This is a genomic window from Sinomonas albida (genome assembly GCF_004919045.1).
In the GTDB taxonomy this organism is placed as follows: domain Bacteria; phylum Actinomycetota; class Actinomycetes; order Actinomycetales; family Micrococcaceae; genus Sinomonas; species Sinomonas albida.
Genome location: NZ_SWDW01000003.1, coordinates 147,578 through 162,976, shown reverse-complemented (window position 1 = coordinate 162,976; position 15,399 = coordinate 147,578). Strand labels below are relative to the sequence as shown.

Here is a 15,399-nt window from a genome sequence, read left to right as displayed (position 1 = left end):
CTGTCAGTAGCGCGCGACGGTATTGCCCAGCCGGGAGGCCCGACGAGCTGGTGGGAGGTCTTCGGTGAGGCTGCTGCTCAGCGGTACTCGAGCCGCGCCACGAACGGGACACGGTCGAGGAGTGGGAGCGCGAACCTGTTCCACAGGCCGCACCAGAGGAGGATGCCGGCCACTGAGGCCGGGAACGACGCGATGACGTCGATGGGGTAGTGGACGCCCACGTACACGCGGGAGATCGCGACGAAGCCCGAGAGCACCATGCCGACGACCAGGACCCAGATGCCCCAGCGCTTGTCGCGGAAGAGGAAGTACAGCGCGATGGTGAGCGACACGGCAAAGCTCACGTGACCGCTCGGGAAGCTGTTCGGGTCCATGTCCGGGGAGAGCGGGTTCGCGAGGAGGCCCGGGTCCGGACGATGGCGGTGCACGCCATATTTGAAGATGAGGCTGAAGATCCAGCCGAAGCCCGTGATGGAGGCGACGGCCACTGCGTCGATCGGCGTGCGGCGCAGGAACCACAGGACCGCGATGAGGATCACGAGAATGACGATCGCGCCCGAGGGCCCGAGGATCTTCTCCAGGGCGAGCGAGAGGGTGTTGAGCCAGCCCACGTGCTGGGTGCTCATGGTCTGATCGACGCTCAGCTCGGTGTCGGTCAGGGGCGTGGTCTTGGCGAGGAATCCGAGGGCGAAGACCACGATGCTCATCGCGACCGGCACGAGGATCCAGTGCCGCAGGCTCGGGAGAGTGACGAGTCGGCTGCGCGGTTCGCGCGCCATCCGGGCGCCGTGCGCCGCATAGTCGGGAGAGGTCATGTGCCTATCCTGCCCTGCCCCGTCTAAGACCGCTCTAAGAACCGCCCCGCGTCGGTTCAAGGATTTTGCGGCGCGCCAGCCCCGCCTTCGGGGCGGAGCGCCGAGACTCACGTTGAGATCGGCACGATCGTACCGATCTCGGCCGCCCCCTGTTGCTTGACTCACATGCCGGCCCGGCGCGAGCATGGAATCGGAACGATCGTGCCGCTGCCTCTACCCGTTTCGCGGGCAAGGCTGCCCCGAGACGGGCGGAGGCAGCGGCGCACACCCCAGAGACCACACGGAGAACGCGGGAGGACGAGATGCAGGAAGCGGTCCGGGACCTCGCCGCCCGGGTGCGGGACCGCCGTCGTGCGTTGAGCCTGACCCAGCAAGACCTCGCCGACCTCGCCGGGGTGTCGGAGCGGTTCGTCCGCTTCGTCGAGCAGGGCAAGGCCAGCGTGCGGCTCGACGCGCTCGCGGCCGTCCTCGACGCGCTCGGCTTCGAGCTCGCTGTCGTCGCGCGCCCCGGGGGCACGGAGACCCGGGTCACCGCCGGAGGGCACGCACCATGACCCGCCATCGCATCGCGGACGTCTACAAGGCGGGGGTGCTCGCGGCGCGGCTCGAGCGCGTGGACGGCGGCACCCGCTTCTCCTACGTTCCGTCCTATCTCGCGTCCCGGGGCGAGCCTGTTGCGAGCACGCTTCCGCTGAGCTCGCGGCCCGTCGACGCTCCCGCCGGCGCGGTTCCACCGTTCTTCACGGGTCTCCTGCCCGAGGGCCGGCGGCTCGCGTCGCTACGGCGCGCGGTCAAGACGAGCGCGGACGACGAGCTCGGCCTCCTCATGGCGGCCGGCGGCGATCCCGTGGGGGACGTGCAGATCGTCCCGCACGGTGAGCCTCTCGCGACCGGCGCGAGGGAGGGGGAGCACGCCGTCGAATTCGATGCCCGGCGGCCGCCGGACTTCGCGGCGCTCGTGGACGACCCCACGCTCGTGGACCCCAAAGCGCTCGCGGGCGTCCAGGACAAGGTGAGCGCGGGCATGATCTCCCTCCCCGCTGCTCAGGCGGGCCGACGCTACATCCTCAAGCTCAACGCACCCGAGTTCCCGCACGTCGTGGAGAACGAGGCCCTCATGTACCGCTTTGCCGCGCGGCTGCGCCTTCCGGTGAGCGGCGTCAAGCTCGTGCGCGACGTCGCAGGGCGCGCGGGCCTCCTCGTCGAGCGCTTCGACCGGCCCGCGCGTCCCGACGGCGGGACGGCTCGGCTCGCGGTCGAGGACGGCTCCCAGCTGCTCGGCCTGTACCCGGCCGACAAGTACAACGTGAGCTATGAGGAGCTCTGCCGCGCGGTCGCTGCGCAGTGCTCCGCCGAGCTGCCGGCCCTCCGGAACCTCGCGGTCCAAGGCGCGTTCGCGTGGCTCGTGGGCAACGGGGACCTGCATGCCAAGAACGTCTCCGTGGTGCGCGGGCTCACCTCGCCGGGCGAGTGGGCCGTCGCACCGGTCTACGACATTCCCTCGACCGTTCCCTACGGGGACAAGTCCCTCGCGCTCCAGCTCGGCGGCAAGCGCACGGGCATCTCGCGGCGGCACTTCCTGGGGTGGGCGGCGGAGCTCGGCCTGCCCGAGCGCGCGGCGGCCGGCGTCGTCGACCTCGCACTGAGGGCCGCGGGCCCGCTCGTGGCGGCGCTCGAGACGGACGACGGCGGCGCCTCGCCTTTCCCGCCGAGCCAGACCAGAGCGTGGGTCAAGGAGCTCAAGCACCGTCGGCGGCTCATGGAGGGCTGAGCGCTCTCCGCCAGCGGGCCTTCCCCTGCGCGGCCCGCCTTCACACACGGTCACACATTTGTCCGGGCGATTCCGGGGCCTTCTACACTCGCATCAGGTCATGAGTGCCAGCGCTAAACCCCGGTTTGCTGGCCGGCAACCCTCCTGCCGCGGTGGGGTGCCCCGGGTGAAGACCTGGGCCGGCGGGAGTCGTCGGTCAAGCGCAGTGCGGAGGGAATGCTATGTCCAGCACCCAGTGGTCCTTCGAGACCCGTCAGATCCACGTCGGCCAGACCCCCGATTCCGAGACCGGAGCCCGGGCCCTGCCGATCTATCAGACCACGTCGTTCGTCTTCCCGAGCGCGGAGAGTGCCGCCAACCGCTTTGCGCTCGCCGAGCTCGCCCCGATCTACACCCGAATCGGCAACCCGACCCAGGACGCCGTCGAGCAGCGCATCGCGAGTCTTGAGGGAGGCGTCGGCGCGCTCCTGCTCTCCTCGGGGCAAGCCGCGACGACGTATTCGATCCTCACCGTCGCGGAGGCGGGCGACCACGTCGTGGCGAGCGCGAGCCTCTACGGCGGCACGTACAACCTGTTCAAGCACACCTTGGCGAAGTTCGGCATCGCGACGACGTTCGTCGAGGACCCCGACAGCGTCGACGCGTGGAAGGCAGCCGTCCGCCCCGAGACGAAGGCGTTCTTCGCCGAGTCGATCTCGAACCCGCGCCAGAACGTCCTCGACATCGATGCCGTCGCGGCGGTGGCTCACGAGGCCGGGGTTCCGCTCATCATCGACAACACCGTCGCGACTCCGTACCTCCTGCGTCCCCTCGAGCACGGCGCAGACGTCGTGGTCCACTCCGCGACGAAGTACCTGGGCGGCCACGGCGCGGCGATCGCGGGGGTGATCGTGGACGGCGGCACGTTCGACTACGCGAGGGACCCCGAGCGCTTCCCCGGCTTCAACACGCCGGACGAGAGCTACAACGGGCTCGTCTTCGCGCGTGATCTCGGCGTGAACGGGATCCTCGGGGCCAACCTCGCGTATGTCCTGAAAGCCCGCGTGCAGCTCCTGCGTGACCTAGGCTCGGCCGTCTCGCCGTTCAACGCGTTCCTCATCGCCCAGGGTCTCGAGACCCTGAGCCTCCGCGTCGAGCGCCACGTCGAGAACGCCCTTGCCGTCGCGCAGTGGCTCGAGGCACGCGACGACGTCGAGTCTGTTGCGTACGCGGGGCTCGAGTCGAGCCCGTGGCACTCGCTCGGGAAGAAGTACGCGCCCAAGGGCGCCGGCGCGATCGTCTCGTTCGAGCTCGCGGGGAGCGACGGCGTGTCCCCCGCGGAAGCGGGCAAGGCTTTCGTGGACGCCCTCACGCTGCACTCGCACGTGGCCAACATCGGCGACGTACGCTCGCTCGTGATCCATCCGGCGTCGACCACGCACGCCCAGCTGAGCGAGGCCCAGCAGCGCGCCGCAGGCGTGACGCCTGGCCTCGTGCGACTGGCCGTGGGCATCGAGAACATTGCCGACATCCTCGGGGACCTTGAGGCCGGCTTCGAGGCCGCGGCGTCCGCTCGCGCCGCGTCCGCCGTCGCCGAGCCCGTCGCATGACGGTCGTGGACCGCATCGCGACGCCCCACATCGCCACTGCGCCGGCCTCAGACTCGCCCACCGACGCAGTCCGGACCCAACCCCGCGACAGCGTGGTCCGCACCCTCGGAATCGGTGCCCTCGAGTTCGAGGCCGGGGGAGCGCTTCCCGACGTCGAGCTCGCGTTCGAGACGTGGGGAAGCCTCAACGCCGACGCCTCCAACGCCGTGCTGATCCAGCACGCTCTCACGGGCTCCACCCACGTGGCCCAGGGGCATACGGATGAGCCGGGCTGGTGGGACGCGCTCGTCGGGCCCGGTAAGCCCGTGGACACCGAGAAGTACTTCGTCGTGGCGGCGAACATGGTCGGCGGCTGCTACGGCAGCACGGGGCCCGCCTCGCCGGATCCCGAGGGCCGACCGTGGGGCTCGCGGTTCCCGTTCGTCACGATCAGGGACTCCGTGCGGGCCGAGGCGCGGCTCGCCGATCGCCTCGGCATTCGGCGCTGGCATGCCGTGGTCGGCGGCTCGATGGGCGGGGCCCGGGCCCTCGAGTGGGGCGCGACTTTCCCCGAGCGGGTCAAGCATTGCGTCGTCGTCGCGATCGGTGCCTACAGCACCGCGGAGCAGATCGCCCTCGCGCAGGCCCAGATCCTCGCCATCCGCCAGGACCCGAACTTCCGCGACGGCGACTACTACGGTGAGGCGACGCCCGACGCTGGGTTGGGCCTCGCACGGCGGATCGCGCACATCAGCTATCGGTCGGAAACCGAGCTCGGCTACCGCTTCGGCCGCCGAGGCCAAGCGGCCGAGGATCCGTTCGACGCGCGGGAAGGTGTGGCCTCGCGCGGGAGGTACCAGGTCGAGAGCTACCTGGATCATCAGGCGGAGAAGCTCGTGCGGCGTTTCGACGCGAACAGCTACCTGATCCTCACCGAGGCGCTCATGAGCCACGACGTAGGCCGGGGCCGAGGCGGAGTGGTGCGCGCGCTCTCCTCGACCGCTCCCGAGTTCTTCCTCGCGGCCGTGGACTCGGACCGCCTGTACTTTCCGGAGCAGAGCGAGGAGCTTGCCGAGGCGCTCCCCGGCAAGGTGCCGGTCTACCGGATCGACGCCGAGATCGGCCACGACGGCTTCCTCACCGAGATCGGCCAGCTCGGTCCAGAGCTGCGGAGGCACGTCTTCACCCTCTAGGCGACGTCTTCACCCTCTAGGCGACGGCGGTCCTGCACGCGGGATGTGGCCCTCAAGATCAGGACACAGTGGTCCAACAGGAATCACTCGTTGAAGGCACAAGTAGGCCCTCCGTGCTGGATATACAGCCACGGCCCCGCCACGCAGGTTCGACTCGTCAGCCGCGCATGACCTCGTTCCGCGCCTTCATGTACTCCTCGAGGGAGATCTTCTGGTCTGTGAACTGCTGGTCCAGCTCGGCGAGCTTCCTGGCTCGGTAGCCCTGGGGCTCGTCGGCGTGAGGGATGGGCTGGACGCCCTCCGGGGCGCTTTGCGGCCGCTGCTGGGTGGGCGCCTGCTGGCCGGGCCGCTGCTGGGTGGGCGCCTGCTGGCCGGGCCGCTGCTGGGTGGGCGCCTGCTGGGCGGGCCGCTGGCGAGTACGGGCCTGCTGCGGTTGGCCCGAAGAGGTCCGCGGCGGCTGCTGTCCAGGGAACGTGCCGGGCGGGATGGGCTGCTGCCACCAGTTTCCGCCCGGCGGGTTGCCGGCCGGTGGGGACTGCGGCGGAAGCTGCTGGCCGGTTCCCGCGGGGTTCTGTTGGCGCGGCTGCTGGCCGGGGTACCCGCGAGGGTACGGGTTGCCCGGGTACCCGCCGTCGCGGTTGTAGCCGCGGTCGCGCGGCGGGTACTGGCGCCGATCCCGCGGCGGTTGGCTCATCCTGCGCATGATGAACGGCACCACCCACGCGAAGACGATGACCCAGAACATCCAGCTCATGGCTGCCTCCGGTCTGACGCGCCCGGTCTGCCGGGCGGGTATGTTTTCAGCCTACTCGCCGCCCTCGTCCGTTCCGAGTGCGCCGCCCGAGCCTAACGGGACGCCCACGCCGAAGACGGGTTCCGCCGTCGGCCGCTTTGCGGAGATGCCGTCGCCGCTCGACTTGTGGCGGATCCGGCGGATCACCCAGGGTACGAAGTATTCGCGCGCCCACACCAGATCCTCGGCGCGGGCGGTGCGCCACGAGCGGCTGGGGAGTGCCGTGGGCTCCATGGGCGAGAGGCTGTGCGGGACGTTGAGTGCCTCAAGCGCCATGATCGCGATCGTGTGGTGGCCCAGCGGCGAGAAGTGCAGCCGGTCGCTCGCCCACATGCGCGAGTCGGAGAGCTGGCGCAGGCTCCACATGTCCGCGATGATCGCGTCGTGGCGCGCGGCCACAGTCCGGAGGTTCTCGTTGTAGATCGCGACCTTGCCGCGGATCGCGCTCAGTACGGGCGTCGAGCCCACATCGGGGCCGTTGAAGAGCAGCACGGTCGCGCCGGTCTCCGCGATGCGCCCCACGCCGCTGTCGAGCTTGACGGCGAGGGCGTCCGGATCGCTTCCGGGCCGCAGGAGGTCGTTCCCACCGGCCGAGATCGAGACGAGGTCGGGGGAGAGGTCCAGCGCGGGCGCGAGCTGTTCGTCGAGAATCTGCCCGAGCAGTCGCCCGCGAATCGCGAGATTCGCATATGCGAAGTCCTCGCTCCCGCGCGAGAGCTCCTCGGCGAGGCGGTCCGCCCAGCCGCGGTGCCCGCCGGGCGCGGCGTCGTCGGGGTCGCCGATTCCCTCCGTGAACGAATCTCCCATGGCCACGTAGCGGTGCCACGGGTGGCGCTGGCCATCCGTGAGCTGAGCATCGCGGTGATTGGTCTGGGTCATGTCGGTCACTCCTGCATTATCTATCCGGCGTTAACGCTGGGGAGGCGCGGACTGTGCCCGGGGCGCCGAGAGGCCCGTGGTGCCGAGGGGCCCGTGGTGCCGAGGGCATTTACTTGATGATTCAACTACATGCAAGAATGGATCCCATGACTGAGGCGCAGACCACCCCCAGCTACCCGATGGCCTACCCGACCCACCATGCCGTGTGGAGCCGGCCCGAGGAGGCGCGGGCCGGGACACCGCTCATCGTCCTGCTCCACGGCTACGGCGCGAACGAGGCCGATCTCATGGGACTCGTGCCCCTCCTGCCCGAGGAGTTCACGGTGGCCTCCCTGCGCGCGCCGCAGCAGCTGGCGCCGGGGGCCTACCAATGGTTCCCGCTCGTGGCGGACGCCGACTTCGACCTCGGGCACGTCGAGGCCGCGAGTGAGTACGCCCTCGAGTGGCTCGACGCGGTCAGGGCGCAGCACAGCTCGGTCACGCTGCTCGGCTTCTCGATGGGCATGGCGATGGCCACGACTCTCCTGCGCCGGCGCCCGGGCGACTTCGCCGCCGTCGTCGGGCTCTCCGGCTTCGCGATCAACGGTGAGGACATGGAGCGCGGCACGGCCGCCCATCAGAGTGCCGGCGGGAGCTGGCCCTACGTCCGCGACGCCGAGCTCGACGGCACGGTGCCGTTCTTCTGGGGGCGCGACCAGGCGGATCCCGTCATCACGCCGGACAAGGTCGAGTTCACGCTCGGGTGGATCCGAGGCCGAGTCGACCTCACCAAAATCGTCTACGAGGGCATCATGCACGGAATCAGCGCGCCCGAGATGGCCCACGTGGCCGACTTCCTGCGCTTCAAGGTCCTCAGCCGCGGCTGACGAGGCGGACCTGTTCGCCGTTGACCTCGACGACGTCACCCGGGCCGAGCTGCCGGCCTCTCCGCTCCTCGATCTCGCCGTTCACCTTGACGAGGCCGTTGCGGATGAGGTCGGCGGCCTCGTGACCGTCCCCGACGAGCGAGGCCAGCTTGAGGAGCTGACCGAGCCTGATCGTGCCTTCGCGGATCTCGACGTCATGCATGGCTCCCACTTTATTCGTCCCAGCCGCCGGTACTCTTGACTCTGGACTACCCGGACCGCACCCAGCGGCCTGCACTGTATGGAGGACATGTCTTGGCACCCAAATCCCAACTGGACGCAATCGTCTCCCTGGCCAAGCGCCGCGGATTCGTCTTCCAGGCGGGCGAGATCTATGGAGGCTCCCGGTCCGCGTGGGACTACGGTCCCCTCGGCGTCGAGCTGAAGGAGAACATCAAGGAGCAGTGGTGGCAGACGTTCGTCCGCGGCCGCGAGGACATGGTGGGCCTTGATTCGTCCGTCATCCTCCCCAAGCAGGTCTGGCAGGCGTCCGGCCACGTTGCGACGTTCACGGACCCGCTCGTCGAGTGCCTCAACTGCCACAAGCGGCACCGCCAGGACCACCTGATCGAGGCCTACGAGGCCAAGAAGGGCCGCGCTCCCGAGAACGGCATGGAGTCCATCACGTGCCCCGATTGCGGCGTCACCGGCCAGTGGACCGAGCCGCAGATGTTCTCCGGGCTCATGAAGACGTTCCTCGGTCCCGTGGACAACGAGGAGGGCCTGCACTACATGCGGCCCGAGACGGCCCAGGGCATCTTCGTGAACTTCAACAACGTGGTCACGACCTCGCGCAAGAAGCCGCCGTTCGGTATCGGCCAGATCGGCAAGGCGTTCCGGAACGAGATCACGCCGGGCAACTTCATCTTCCGCACGCGCGAGTTCGAGCAGATGGAGATCGAGTACTTCACGGCGCCCGAGGACGCACCCTCCTGGTTCGACCACTGGGTCGACGCGTGCTGGAACTGGTTCGTGGACCTCGGGATCAACCCGGACAACATGCGCCGATTCGATGTGCCGAAGGAGGAACGCGCGCACTATTCGGCAGGGACGATCGACGTCGAGTACCGCTTCGGCTTCCAGGGCAACGAGTGGGGCGAGCTCATGGGCATCGCGAACCGCACCGACTTCGACCTCGGCAGCCACTCGAAGGCCTCGGGCCACGAGCTCGCCTACTTCGACCAGACCACGAACCAGCGCTACATCCCGTACGTGATCGAGCCTTCGTTCGGCCTCACGCGGTCCATGATGGCGTTCCTCGTCGACGCCTACTCGGAGGATGAGGCTCCCAACACGAAGGGCGGCGTGGACAAGCGCACCGTGCTTCGCCTCGACCCGCGGCTCTCCCCGGTCAAGGCCGCGGTGCTGCCGCTGAGCCGCAACGAGGACCTCTCGCCCAAGGCGCGCGACCTGAGCGCCGAGCTCCGCAGGCGCTGGAACATCGACTTCGACGACGCCGGAGCTATCGGCCGCCGCTACCGCCGCCAGGACGAGATCGGCACGCCGTTCTGCATCACGGTCGACTTCGACACGCTCGAGGACAACGCCGTGACCATCCGCGAGCGCGACACGATGGCGCAGGAGCGCGTCTCGCTCGACAAGGTCCAGGGCTATCTCGCCGAGCGTCTCGACGGGAACTGACGGGCCGAGCCGGGAGGAATCAAGCGAGTGGCCGAACTGAGCTACCGCCCGTGGCGCGCGGGCGACGACCAGGCGCTCCTGCAGATCTGGGGCGACGCCGAGGGACCCGCAGCACAGCAGTTCCGCGGCGAGCTCGCCCCTGACGCGGGGGCGGACGACGACGGCGGGTGGCGCCGCTGCGTCGTCGCCGAGGACCTGGGTATCCCGGTTGCGGCCGGAGTCGTGTACGCGAGCGCCCTGCATCCCCAGCGGCTGTGGGCGTACGTCGAGGTGGCGCGCGACCACCGTCGCCGCGGCGTCGGTGCCACGCTCCTGCGGCGCCTCCGCGAGGCCGCGCTCACGGCGCCGGGCGGGCCCAAGGGGCTGCGCACCAAGACGGCGGACGGTTCCGAAGGCCAGGCCTTCGCCCTCGCGTCCGGATTCGCTCCGCTCCAGCGCTCGCGGCATGTCGTCGTGCGGCCCGGCACGCTCAAGCTCCCGGTGTTCGGCGACGGCTCCGAGGAGCAGAGCTCGCAGCTCGTCCAGGATCTGGCGACGGGCTCCGTCGAGCTGAGCGACGCCGTCGGCCGCTACTACACGTCGGTGCACGCATGGGACCCGCCCGCCCCGCTGAGTGTGGGGAGGGCGCAGCAGCTGTTTCTCTCCGACGCGGCGGGCGCCCACGGTGCCGTGGTGCTGCGGGCCCCGGCCGCAAGCGCGTTCGGCGGGGCCGCCCCTGCCAGCAAGAAGGGGCGGCTGAGGGCGTTCGCCGTGAGCTACGCGAGCCCGCTCGCCGCGGAGCCCGTCGTGAGCGGCGCGCGGGGCGACGAGCAGCCCACCGAGGTGCTCCTCGGCCATGATCCGAAGCTCGAGCCGGACGACGCACGCGACGCCGTGCGCGGCCTGCTCGCCCTCGTCGCGTACCAGCACCCTGTGCTGCTCGAGGTCGACGACTCGATGGAGGCACTTCGCGCCGCCGTCGATCCGCTCCTCGCCGGGGGACTCGCGGACCAGATGGGTCCCGACACCGTGATCCTCGGGGACTGACCCGGGTGGCCCGAGCTGCGGACTCCGGACACAGCCACGCGGCTCCCGGGGAGCCGCCGAGCCGGGCGGCGGCGGCCGCGCGACGTCGTGCCACGTGGATCCTCGCCGCTGTGCTCGTGCCCCTTGGCCTCGTGACGCTCGTCGCGATGGTCCTCCTGTGGCCGTCTGGCAACCGCGGGGACCTCAGGCTCTCCAACCCGTATGCGCTCGCGCAGGGGGTCACGATGGAGACCGGAACCGTTCAGCAGGTTGCCCAAGCCGGGTGCGCGAAGGGCCAGCAGCCGTCCCAATGCACGGTTGCGGTGACCCAGCCGGACGCCGGGGGCACGGCCGTGCGGGTCGCGATGAACCCGGATGTCGTGGTCTCCCACGGCGTCAAGGCCGGTGACAAGATCCGCTACCTGAACCTCTCGAAGGTCCAGCAGGCACAGCCGCAGGATCCCTCGGGCAGTCCCCAACCGCCGTCGTACGTGTTTGTCGACTTCGTACGCACCGTCCCCCTGCTGCTCCTCGCGGGCCTCTACGCGGTCGTCGTCGTGGCGGTCGCGCGGTGGCGGGGGGTGAGGGCGCTCCTGGGCCTCGGGGGCGCCTTCGCGGTTCTGGCCCTGTTCATCCTTCCGGGCCTCATCGAGGGCAAGCCGCCGCTCCTGCTCGCGCTCGTCGGCTCGACGGTCATCATGATGGGCGTCCTGTACTTCGCCCACGGGTTCTCGGCGCGCACGTCCACGGCGCTGCTCGGCACGGTCTTCGGGCTCGGCGTGACGGCCGCCCTCGCGGCCTGGGCGATGGACGCGGGCAATCTCACGGGCGTCGGCGGGCACGACGGCGCCTCGCTCGTGAACGTCGGAGGAAACCTCTCGGTCTCCGGGATCATCCTGTGCGGGCTCATCATCGCGAGCCTCGGCGCGCTCAACGACGTCACGGTGACACAGGCGTCGGCGGTGTGGGAGCTCTACGAGCTTGCGCCGCACACGTCTGCGCGGAGGCTCTTCTCCTCGGCGCTGCGGATCGGGCGCGACCACATCGCGTCGACCGTGTACACGATCGCGTTCGCGTATGCAGGCGCGGCCCTTCCGCTGCTCGTCATCGTCTCGCTCTACGACCGCCCGCTGCTCGACGCCCTCACGGGCTCCGAGCTCGCGGAGGAGGTCGTGCGCACGCTCGTGGGCTCGATCGGGCTCGTGCTCGCCATCCCGATCACGACCGCGATCGCCGTCGCCGTGGTCAAGGCGACGGGCGCCGCGCGATGGGCCGAGCCCGAGCCCGAACCCGGCTACGCGTCGCGGTAGCGCTTCGCCCCTGCGAGCGCCGAGACGAGCCCCTGCTTGTCGAGCCGCGGCCCGTAGCCGGGAGTGTCGCGCTGAATGCGCCAGCCCTCGGCGAGCGGGCCGGCGTCGACCGTGTCGAAGCCGAAGGAGTCGATGAGCGCGGCGACCTCGGCCTTGGCTGCCTCGTCGTCGCCCGCGATGACGAGCGCCCTCCGGTCCGGTGAGCCGGCGGGGAGAGCATGGCTCGTGAGCTCCCGCGAGTAGATGTGATTGAACGCCTTGACCACGTGCGAATCGGGAAGCCGGCTCTGGAGGAGCTCCGCGGTGGTGGTCTCCTCGGCCTCGAGCTCGGGGATGATGCCGTCGCGCTGGGGGTAGTAGTTGTTGGTGTCGATGACCGTCTTGCCAGAGAGTTCCTCGGCCGGCACGTCGCCGATGTTCTTGAGCGGGATGCTGACCACGGCGATGTCCGCGGCGCGCGCGGCCTCGGCCGGCGTCGCGGCGCGGGCGCGGGGACCGAGCTCAGCGACGAGATCGCTGAGGGTCTCCGGGCCGCGAGAATTGCTCAGGACCACGTCAAGCCCCGCCCCGACGGCGAGGCGTGCGAGCTGCGATCCGATGTGTCCGCTTCCGATCAGTCCAAGAGTTGTCATGCTGCGTGCAACCGACTCTGCTGCCGGGTATTCCCCTGCGGACGCATTGGAGCCCCGAATGCGTCCGGAGTCACATCTTGTCCAGATCCGGACGCATGCCATTCATCGCGTCCCGCGCGTCCCAGATGTCGCGCTCACCCTCGGTCGGCGCACCGCCGCCGAACTTCGCCGGAAGCCACCACGCGCCAGCCGGCTGGCCCAGCGGGAAGTCGAGCGCCGCGACGTCGGCGGCTTCCTGCATCGCCGCCTGGAGCCTCGCTGCCGCGCGCTCGGGACGATCCCCGTCGGCGAGCTCCACGGGCTCCCCGAAGTGGACGCGGATCGGCGCGCGCCACAGGTCCCGCGCGGAGCCCCGCCCGTGGGTGCCGATGGTGCCGTGACCGCGCGTCGTCACTCGGTGGCCGCCCCACACGCCGACGGGTATGAGCGGGACGCCCGTCGCGGCCGCCATCCGCAGGGCGCCCGTGTGGCAGCGGCGCACCGTGAAGCTGCGGCTCACGCCCGCCTCCGGGAACAGCGCGACGCTCCAGCCCGTGTCGAGCGCCCGCACGGACGCGTTGAGGCTTGCGTGGTTCGGCGCCCCGAGCACCGCCATCCCTCCGCACGCTGTGATGGCGGCTCCCAGCAGGCGGCTCCGATACGGGCGCGGGCCCACGAGGAAGCGGAGCCGGTCGTGGCGGCGCGCCCACCAGACAAGGGCGACCGGCACGAAGTCGATGTACCCGAAGTGGGTGATCGCGAGGACCACCTGTCCTGGCGGGACGTTCTCGAGCCCGGTCGCCGTGACCTCGATGTGGGCGGCGCCAGCGACTCGCTCGAACAGGCTGCGGGCCACGTCGTACAGCCAGAGGCTCCCGAACGGGAGGGTGCGGGACGGCGCTGCCGGTGGCGTGGCCATGCGCCCAGACTAGGCAGGGGACGGACGCCCTTCCAGAGCTCGCGGGGAAAAGCGTGGCTGAGCGATCGGCCTCCGTCTTCGCGGGGCGTCGGAGCCGCGAGGGCGCGCACGTCGCGGGGCGGATCGGGGAGGCTATTAGAGTGATCGCATGACCTCCGGCCCCCAGTCCTCCGCGGCCTTCGGGAGGCTCAGAGGTGCGGAGATCTTCGGGCAGGATCTTTCGAGCCTCGGCTTCCTCGGGGTGCTCCGCGCTCCGGCCTCGCGCCGCTGGTTCCTCGGCTCGGGGATCGCGGTCGTCTTCTGGATCGTCGGCGGCTGGGACCACTTTGCCGCGGCGGCCTCAGCCGCCGGGCAGCTGCCTCTGCGGATCGTTCATCTCGCGGCTTTCATGCTTGCGTTCATGCTGTTCCCGCCGTTCAGCTGGGGCCGTCCGCTGGCTCGGAAGCTCGTGCTCCTCGCGATCCTCGTGGTCCTGAGCCTCGGCTTCTTCCTGTACGACTCGTCGGGAGGCTGGTATTGGACGTACGTCGCCGTCATGGCGGGTGTGCAGCAGCTCCCGCGCGGCCTCTTCGTTGGGTTCCTCGCAGGGCTCTTCGTGGTCTCCCTGTCCATTCAGCTGGGCCACGGCCTCGCCTTCGTCGACGCGATCAGCCAGCCCACGCTCATCGTCTCGCTGGGCCTTCTCCTTGCGGCGCTGGGGCGGCACGCGCAGACGCTCCGCGAGCTGCGCGAGGCCCAGCACGAGCTCGCCGAGCTCGCCGTGGCGGAGGAGCGGAACCGCGTCGCCCGGGATCTCCACGACATCCTCGGGCACTCGCTCACGGTCATCGCCGTCAAGGCCGAGCTCGCGGGCCGGCTCGTCCGGCTCGACCCGGACCGGGCCGAGCAGGAGGCCGGGGAGGTCGAGGAGCTTGCGCGCGGCGCGCTCGCCGACGTCCGCGCCACGGTGGGCGGCTATCGCGGCGTGAGCGTGGCCGCCGAGCTTGCCGAGGCGCGCGCCGCGCTGGAATCGGCGGGCATCGCGCCGCGGCTGCCCGTCGCGGCAGACTCGGTGGCGACCGCGAACCGCGAGCTGTTCGGCTGGGTCCTGCGCGAGGGCGTGACGAACGTCGTGCGGCACTCGGGCGCGGCCGTGTGCGAGGTTGCGTTCGGCGCCGACTGGATCCAGATCGACGACGACGGCGCGGGCCCGGCTCCTGCTCCCGGGTCTGCGACGTTGGGACACGGGCTGGCGGGACTCGCCGAGAGGGCACGTTCGGCGGGCTTCACCCTGACGCTCGGACGCTCGGAGCTCGGCGGGTACCGACTGCGGGTCGCGCGATGATCAGGCTGCTCATCGCCGACGATCAGGCCCTCGTGCGCGGTGCCCTCGCCGCGCTCCTGGGCCTCGAGCCGGATCTCGAGGTGGTGGCCGAGGTAGGACGCGGCGACGAGGTGGTGTCCGCGGTGGCAGAGCACCGCCCCGACGTCGCCATGCTCGACGTCGACATGCCCGGCCTCGACGGCATCTCGGCTGCTGCCGCGTTGCGGGAAGCGGCGCCGCAGTGCCGCGTCCTCATGGTGACGACGTTCGGCCGCCCGGGATATCTGCGCCGCGCGATGCAGGCGGGGGCCGCCGGCTTCGTCGTCAAGGACACACCCGCGCGCCAGCTCGCCGACGCGGTGCGCCGGGTCGCCGCCGGCCTCCGAGTGGTCGATCCCGCCCTCGCGGCGGAGTCCCTCACGGCAGGGGAGAGCCCCCTGACCGAACGCGAGACCGACGTGCTCCGGGCAGCCGCGGGCGGCGGCACGATCGCGAACATCGCCCGGGAGCTGTTCCTCTCCGAGGGGACGGTCCGCAACTACCTCTCGAGCGCGATCGGCAAGACCGGGGCGAGAACCCGTGCCGAGGCTGCACGCATCGCCGAAGAGAACGGCTGGCTCATCTGACGGACGCGATCTGACAGATGTCACGCCCCAGTCATGACAGGTGCATGGGGGCCGGCGGCC

At 70.5% G+C, this 15,399-nt stretch carries 16 protein-coding genes and 1 riboswitch; of the genes, 10 read left to right on the top strand and 6 right to left on the bottom strand.

The genetic code is table 11. The annotated features are described in order from the left end of the window. Positions 1–77 precede the first annotated feature (77 nt). Positions 78–815, bottom strand: a complete 738-nt coding sequence (locus E6A26_RS04280; RefSeq protein WP_168928663.1) for a phosphatase PAP2 family protein — start codon at positions 813–815, stop codon at positions 78–80. Positions 816–1,117: 302 nt separating this feature from the next. On the opposite strand from E6A26_RS04280, the gene E6A26_RS04275 reads away from it, so the two are divergent. From E6A26_RS04275 to metX, 4 genes are all read left to right on the top strand, one after another. Further along, positions 1,118–1,369, top strand: coding sequence for a type II toxin-antitoxin system Y4mF family antitoxin (locus tag E6A26_RS04275; RefSeq protein WP_136609949.1), 252 nt, complete (start codon positions 1,118–1,120; stop codon positions 1,367–1,369). Further along, positions 1,366–2,586, top strand: coding sequence for a type II toxin-antitoxin system HipA family toxin (locus tag E6A26_RS04270; protein ID WP_136609948.1), 1,221 nt, complete (start codon positions 1,366–1,368; stop codon positions 2,584–2,586). The genes E6A26_RS04275 and E6A26_RS04270 overlap by 4 nt, the downstream gene beginning before the upstream one ends. Positions 2,587–2,682: 96 nt before the next feature. After that, positions 2,683–2,795, top strand: a riboswitch (SAM riboswitch). A gap of 12 nt (positions 2,796–2,807) precedes the next feature. After that, positions 2,808–4,175 (top strand): bifunctional o-acetylhomoserine/o-acetylserine sulfhydrylase, encoded by a 1,368-nt coding sequence (locus E6A26_RS04265; protein ID WP_136609947.1) that lies wholly within the window; start codon positions 2,808–2,810, stop codon positions 4,173–4,175. Then, entirely contained in the window at positions 4,172–5,347 is a 1,176-nt protein-coding gene (gene metX, locus E6A26_RS04260; protein ID WP_136609946.1) for a homoserine O-acetyltransferase MetX, read from the top strand. The genes E6A26_RS04265 and metX overlap by 4 nt, the downstream gene beginning before the upstream one ends. Before the next feature lie 157 nt (positions 5,348–5,504). Here the strand turns inward: metX and E6A26_RS04255 are convergent, their stop codons facing one another. Further along, entirely contained in the window at positions 5,505–6,101 is a 597-nt protein-coding gene (locus tag E6A26_RS04255; protein WP_136609945.1) for a hypothetical protein, read from the bottom strand. Positions 6,102–6,152: 51 nt separating this feature from the next. Beyond that, complete coding sequence (locus tag E6A26_RS04250; RefSeq protein WP_136609944.1) at positions 6,153–7,019, bottom strand: SGNH/GDSL hydrolase family protein; 867 nt, start codon at positions 7,017–7,019, stop codon at positions 6,153–6,155. Between the two features lie 146 nt (positions 7,020–7,165). Here E6A26_RS04250 and E6A26_RS04245 point away from each other — a divergent pair, with 146 nt between their 5' ends. Continuing rightward, entirely contained in the window at positions 7,166–7,885 is a 720-nt protein-coding gene (locus E6A26_RS04245; RefSeq protein WP_136609943.1) for an alpha/beta hydrolase, read from the top strand. Here the strand turns inward: E6A26_RS04245 and E6A26_RS04240 are convergent. Continuing rightward, positions 7,872–8,087 (bottom strand): RNA-binding S4 domain-containing protein, encoded by a 216-nt coding sequence (locus E6A26_RS04240; protein WP_136609942.1) that lies wholly within the window; start codon positions 8,085–8,087, stop codon positions 7,872–7,874. The genes E6A26_RS04245 and E6A26_RS04240 overlap by 14 nt on opposite strands. Before the next feature lie 92 nt (positions 8,088–8,179). On the opposite strand from E6A26_RS04240, the gene E6A26_RS04235 reads away from it, so the two are divergent. The 3 genes from E6A26_RS04235 (at position 8,180) to E6A26_RS04225 (ending at position 11,880) form a co-directional block, all read left to right on the top strand. Next, the gene (locus tag E6A26_RS04235) at positions 8,180–9,565 is read left to right on the top strand and encodes a glycine--tRNA ligase (RefSeq protein ID WP_136609941.1); all 1,386 of its coding nucleotides are present in this window, start codon (positions 8,180–8,182) and stop codon (positions 9,563–9,565) included. A 27-nt stretch (positions 9,566–9,592) separates the two neighbouring features. After that, positions 9,593–10,591 carry a GNAT family N-acetyltransferase gene (locus E6A26_RS04230; protein WP_136609940.1) on the top strand — a complete coding sequence of 333 codons (999 nt, stop codon included), beginning with the start codon at positions 9,593–9,595 and terminating at the stop codon, positions 10,589–10,591. A 110-nt stretch (positions 10,592–10,701) separates the two neighbouring features. Further along, on the top strand, positions 10,702–11,880 hold the full coding sequence (locus tag E6A26_RS04225; protein WP_234865018.1) for a YibE/F family protein: 1,179 nt from the start codon (positions 10,702–10,704) through the stop codon (positions 11,878–11,880). Here the strand turns inward: E6A26_RS04225 and E6A26_RS04220 are convergent. Continuing rightward, positions 11,865–12,512 (bottom strand): NADPH-dependent F420 reductase, encoded by a 648-nt coding sequence (locus tag E6A26_RS04220; protein ID WP_136609939.1) that lies wholly within the window; start codon positions 12,510–12,512, stop codon positions 11,865–11,867. The two genes, E6A26_RS04225 and E6A26_RS04220, sit on opposite strands and share 16 nt — an antisense overlap. A 70-nt stretch (positions 12,513–12,582) precedes the next feature. Beyond that, positions 12,583–13,410, bottom strand: a complete 828-nt coding sequence (locus E6A26_RS04215; protein ID WP_136609938.1) for a lysophospholipid acyltransferase family protein — start codon at positions 13,408–13,410, stop codon at positions 12,583–12,585. Positions 13,411–13,558: 148 nt separating this feature from the next. On the opposite strand from E6A26_RS04215, the gene E6A26_RS04210 reads away from it, so the two are divergent. Together E6A26_RS04210 and E6A26_RS04205 are read left to right on the top strand one after the other, a co-directional pair. Beyond that, positions 13,559–14,734 carry a sensor histidine kinase gene (locus E6A26_RS04210; RefSeq protein ID WP_211128942.1) on the top strand — a complete coding sequence of 392 codons (1,176 nt, stop codon included), beginning with the start codon at positions 13,559–13,561 and terminating at the stop codon, positions 14,732–14,734. Next, positions 14,731–15,339 (top strand): response regulator transcription factor, encoded by a 609-nt coding sequence (locus E6A26_RS04205; RefSeq protein WP_136609937.1) that lies wholly within the window; start codon positions 14,731–14,733, stop codon positions 15,337–15,339. The genes E6A26_RS04210 and E6A26_RS04205 overlap by 4 nt, the downstream gene beginning before the upstream one ends. Positions 15,340–15,399 lie beyond the last annotated feature (60 nt).

Excerpts from the sequence above, each read along its gene's own strand:
- E6A26_RS04280 (WP_168928663.1), bottom strand. The coding sequence starts at position 815 with ATGACCTCTCCCGACTATGCGGCGCACGGCGCCCGGATGGCGCGCGAA.
- E6A26_RS04275 (WP_136609949.1), top strand. The coding sequence starts at position 1,118 with ATGCAGGAAGCGGTCCGGGACCTCGCCGCCCGGGTGCGGGACCGCCGT.
- E6A26_RS04270 (WP_136609948.1), top strand. The coding sequence starts at position 1,366 with ATGACCCGCCATCGCATCGCGGACGTCTACAAGGCGGGGGTGCTCGCG.
- E6A26_RS04265 (WP_136609947.1), top strand. The coding sequence starts at position 2,808 with ATGTCCAGCACCCAGTGGTCCTTCGAGACCCGTCAGATCCACGTCGGC.
- metX (WP_136609946.1), top strand. The coding sequence starts at position 4,172 with ATGACGGTCGTGGACCGCATCGCGACGCCCCACATCGCCACTGCGCCG.
- E6A26_RS04255 (WP_136609945.1), bottom strand. The coding sequence starts at position 6,101 with ATGAGCTGGATGTTCTGGGTCATCGTCTTCGCGTGGGTGGTGCCGTTC.
- E6A26_RS04250 (WP_136609944.1), bottom strand. The coding sequence starts at position 7,019 with ATGACCCAGACCAATCACCGCGATGCTCAGCTCACGGATGGCCAGCGC.
- E6A26_RS04245 (WP_136609943.1), top strand. The coding sequence starts at position 7,166 with ATGACTGAGGCGCAGACCACCCCCAGCTACCCGATGGCCTACCCGACC.
- E6A26_RS04240 (WP_136609942.1), bottom strand. The coding sequence starts at position 8,087 with ATGCATGACGTCGAGATCCGCGAAGGCACGATCAGGCTCGGTCAGCTC.
- E6A26_RS04220 (WP_136609939.1), bottom strand. The coding sequence starts at position 12,512 with ATGACAACTCTTGGACTGATCGGAAGCGGACACATCGGATCGCAGCTC.
- E6A26_RS04215 (WP_136609938.1), bottom strand. The coding sequence starts at position 13,410 with ATGGCCACGCCACCGGCAGCGCCGTCCCGCACCCTCCCGTTCGGGAGC.
- E6A26_RS04210 (WP_211128942.1), top strand. The coding sequence starts at position 13,559 with ATGACCTCCGGCCCCCAGTCCTCCGCGGCCTTCGGGAGGCTCAGAGGT.
- E6A26_RS04205 (WP_136609937.1), top strand. The coding sequence starts at position 14,731 with ATGATCAGGCTGCTCATCGCCGACGATCAGGCCCTCGTGCGCGGTGCC.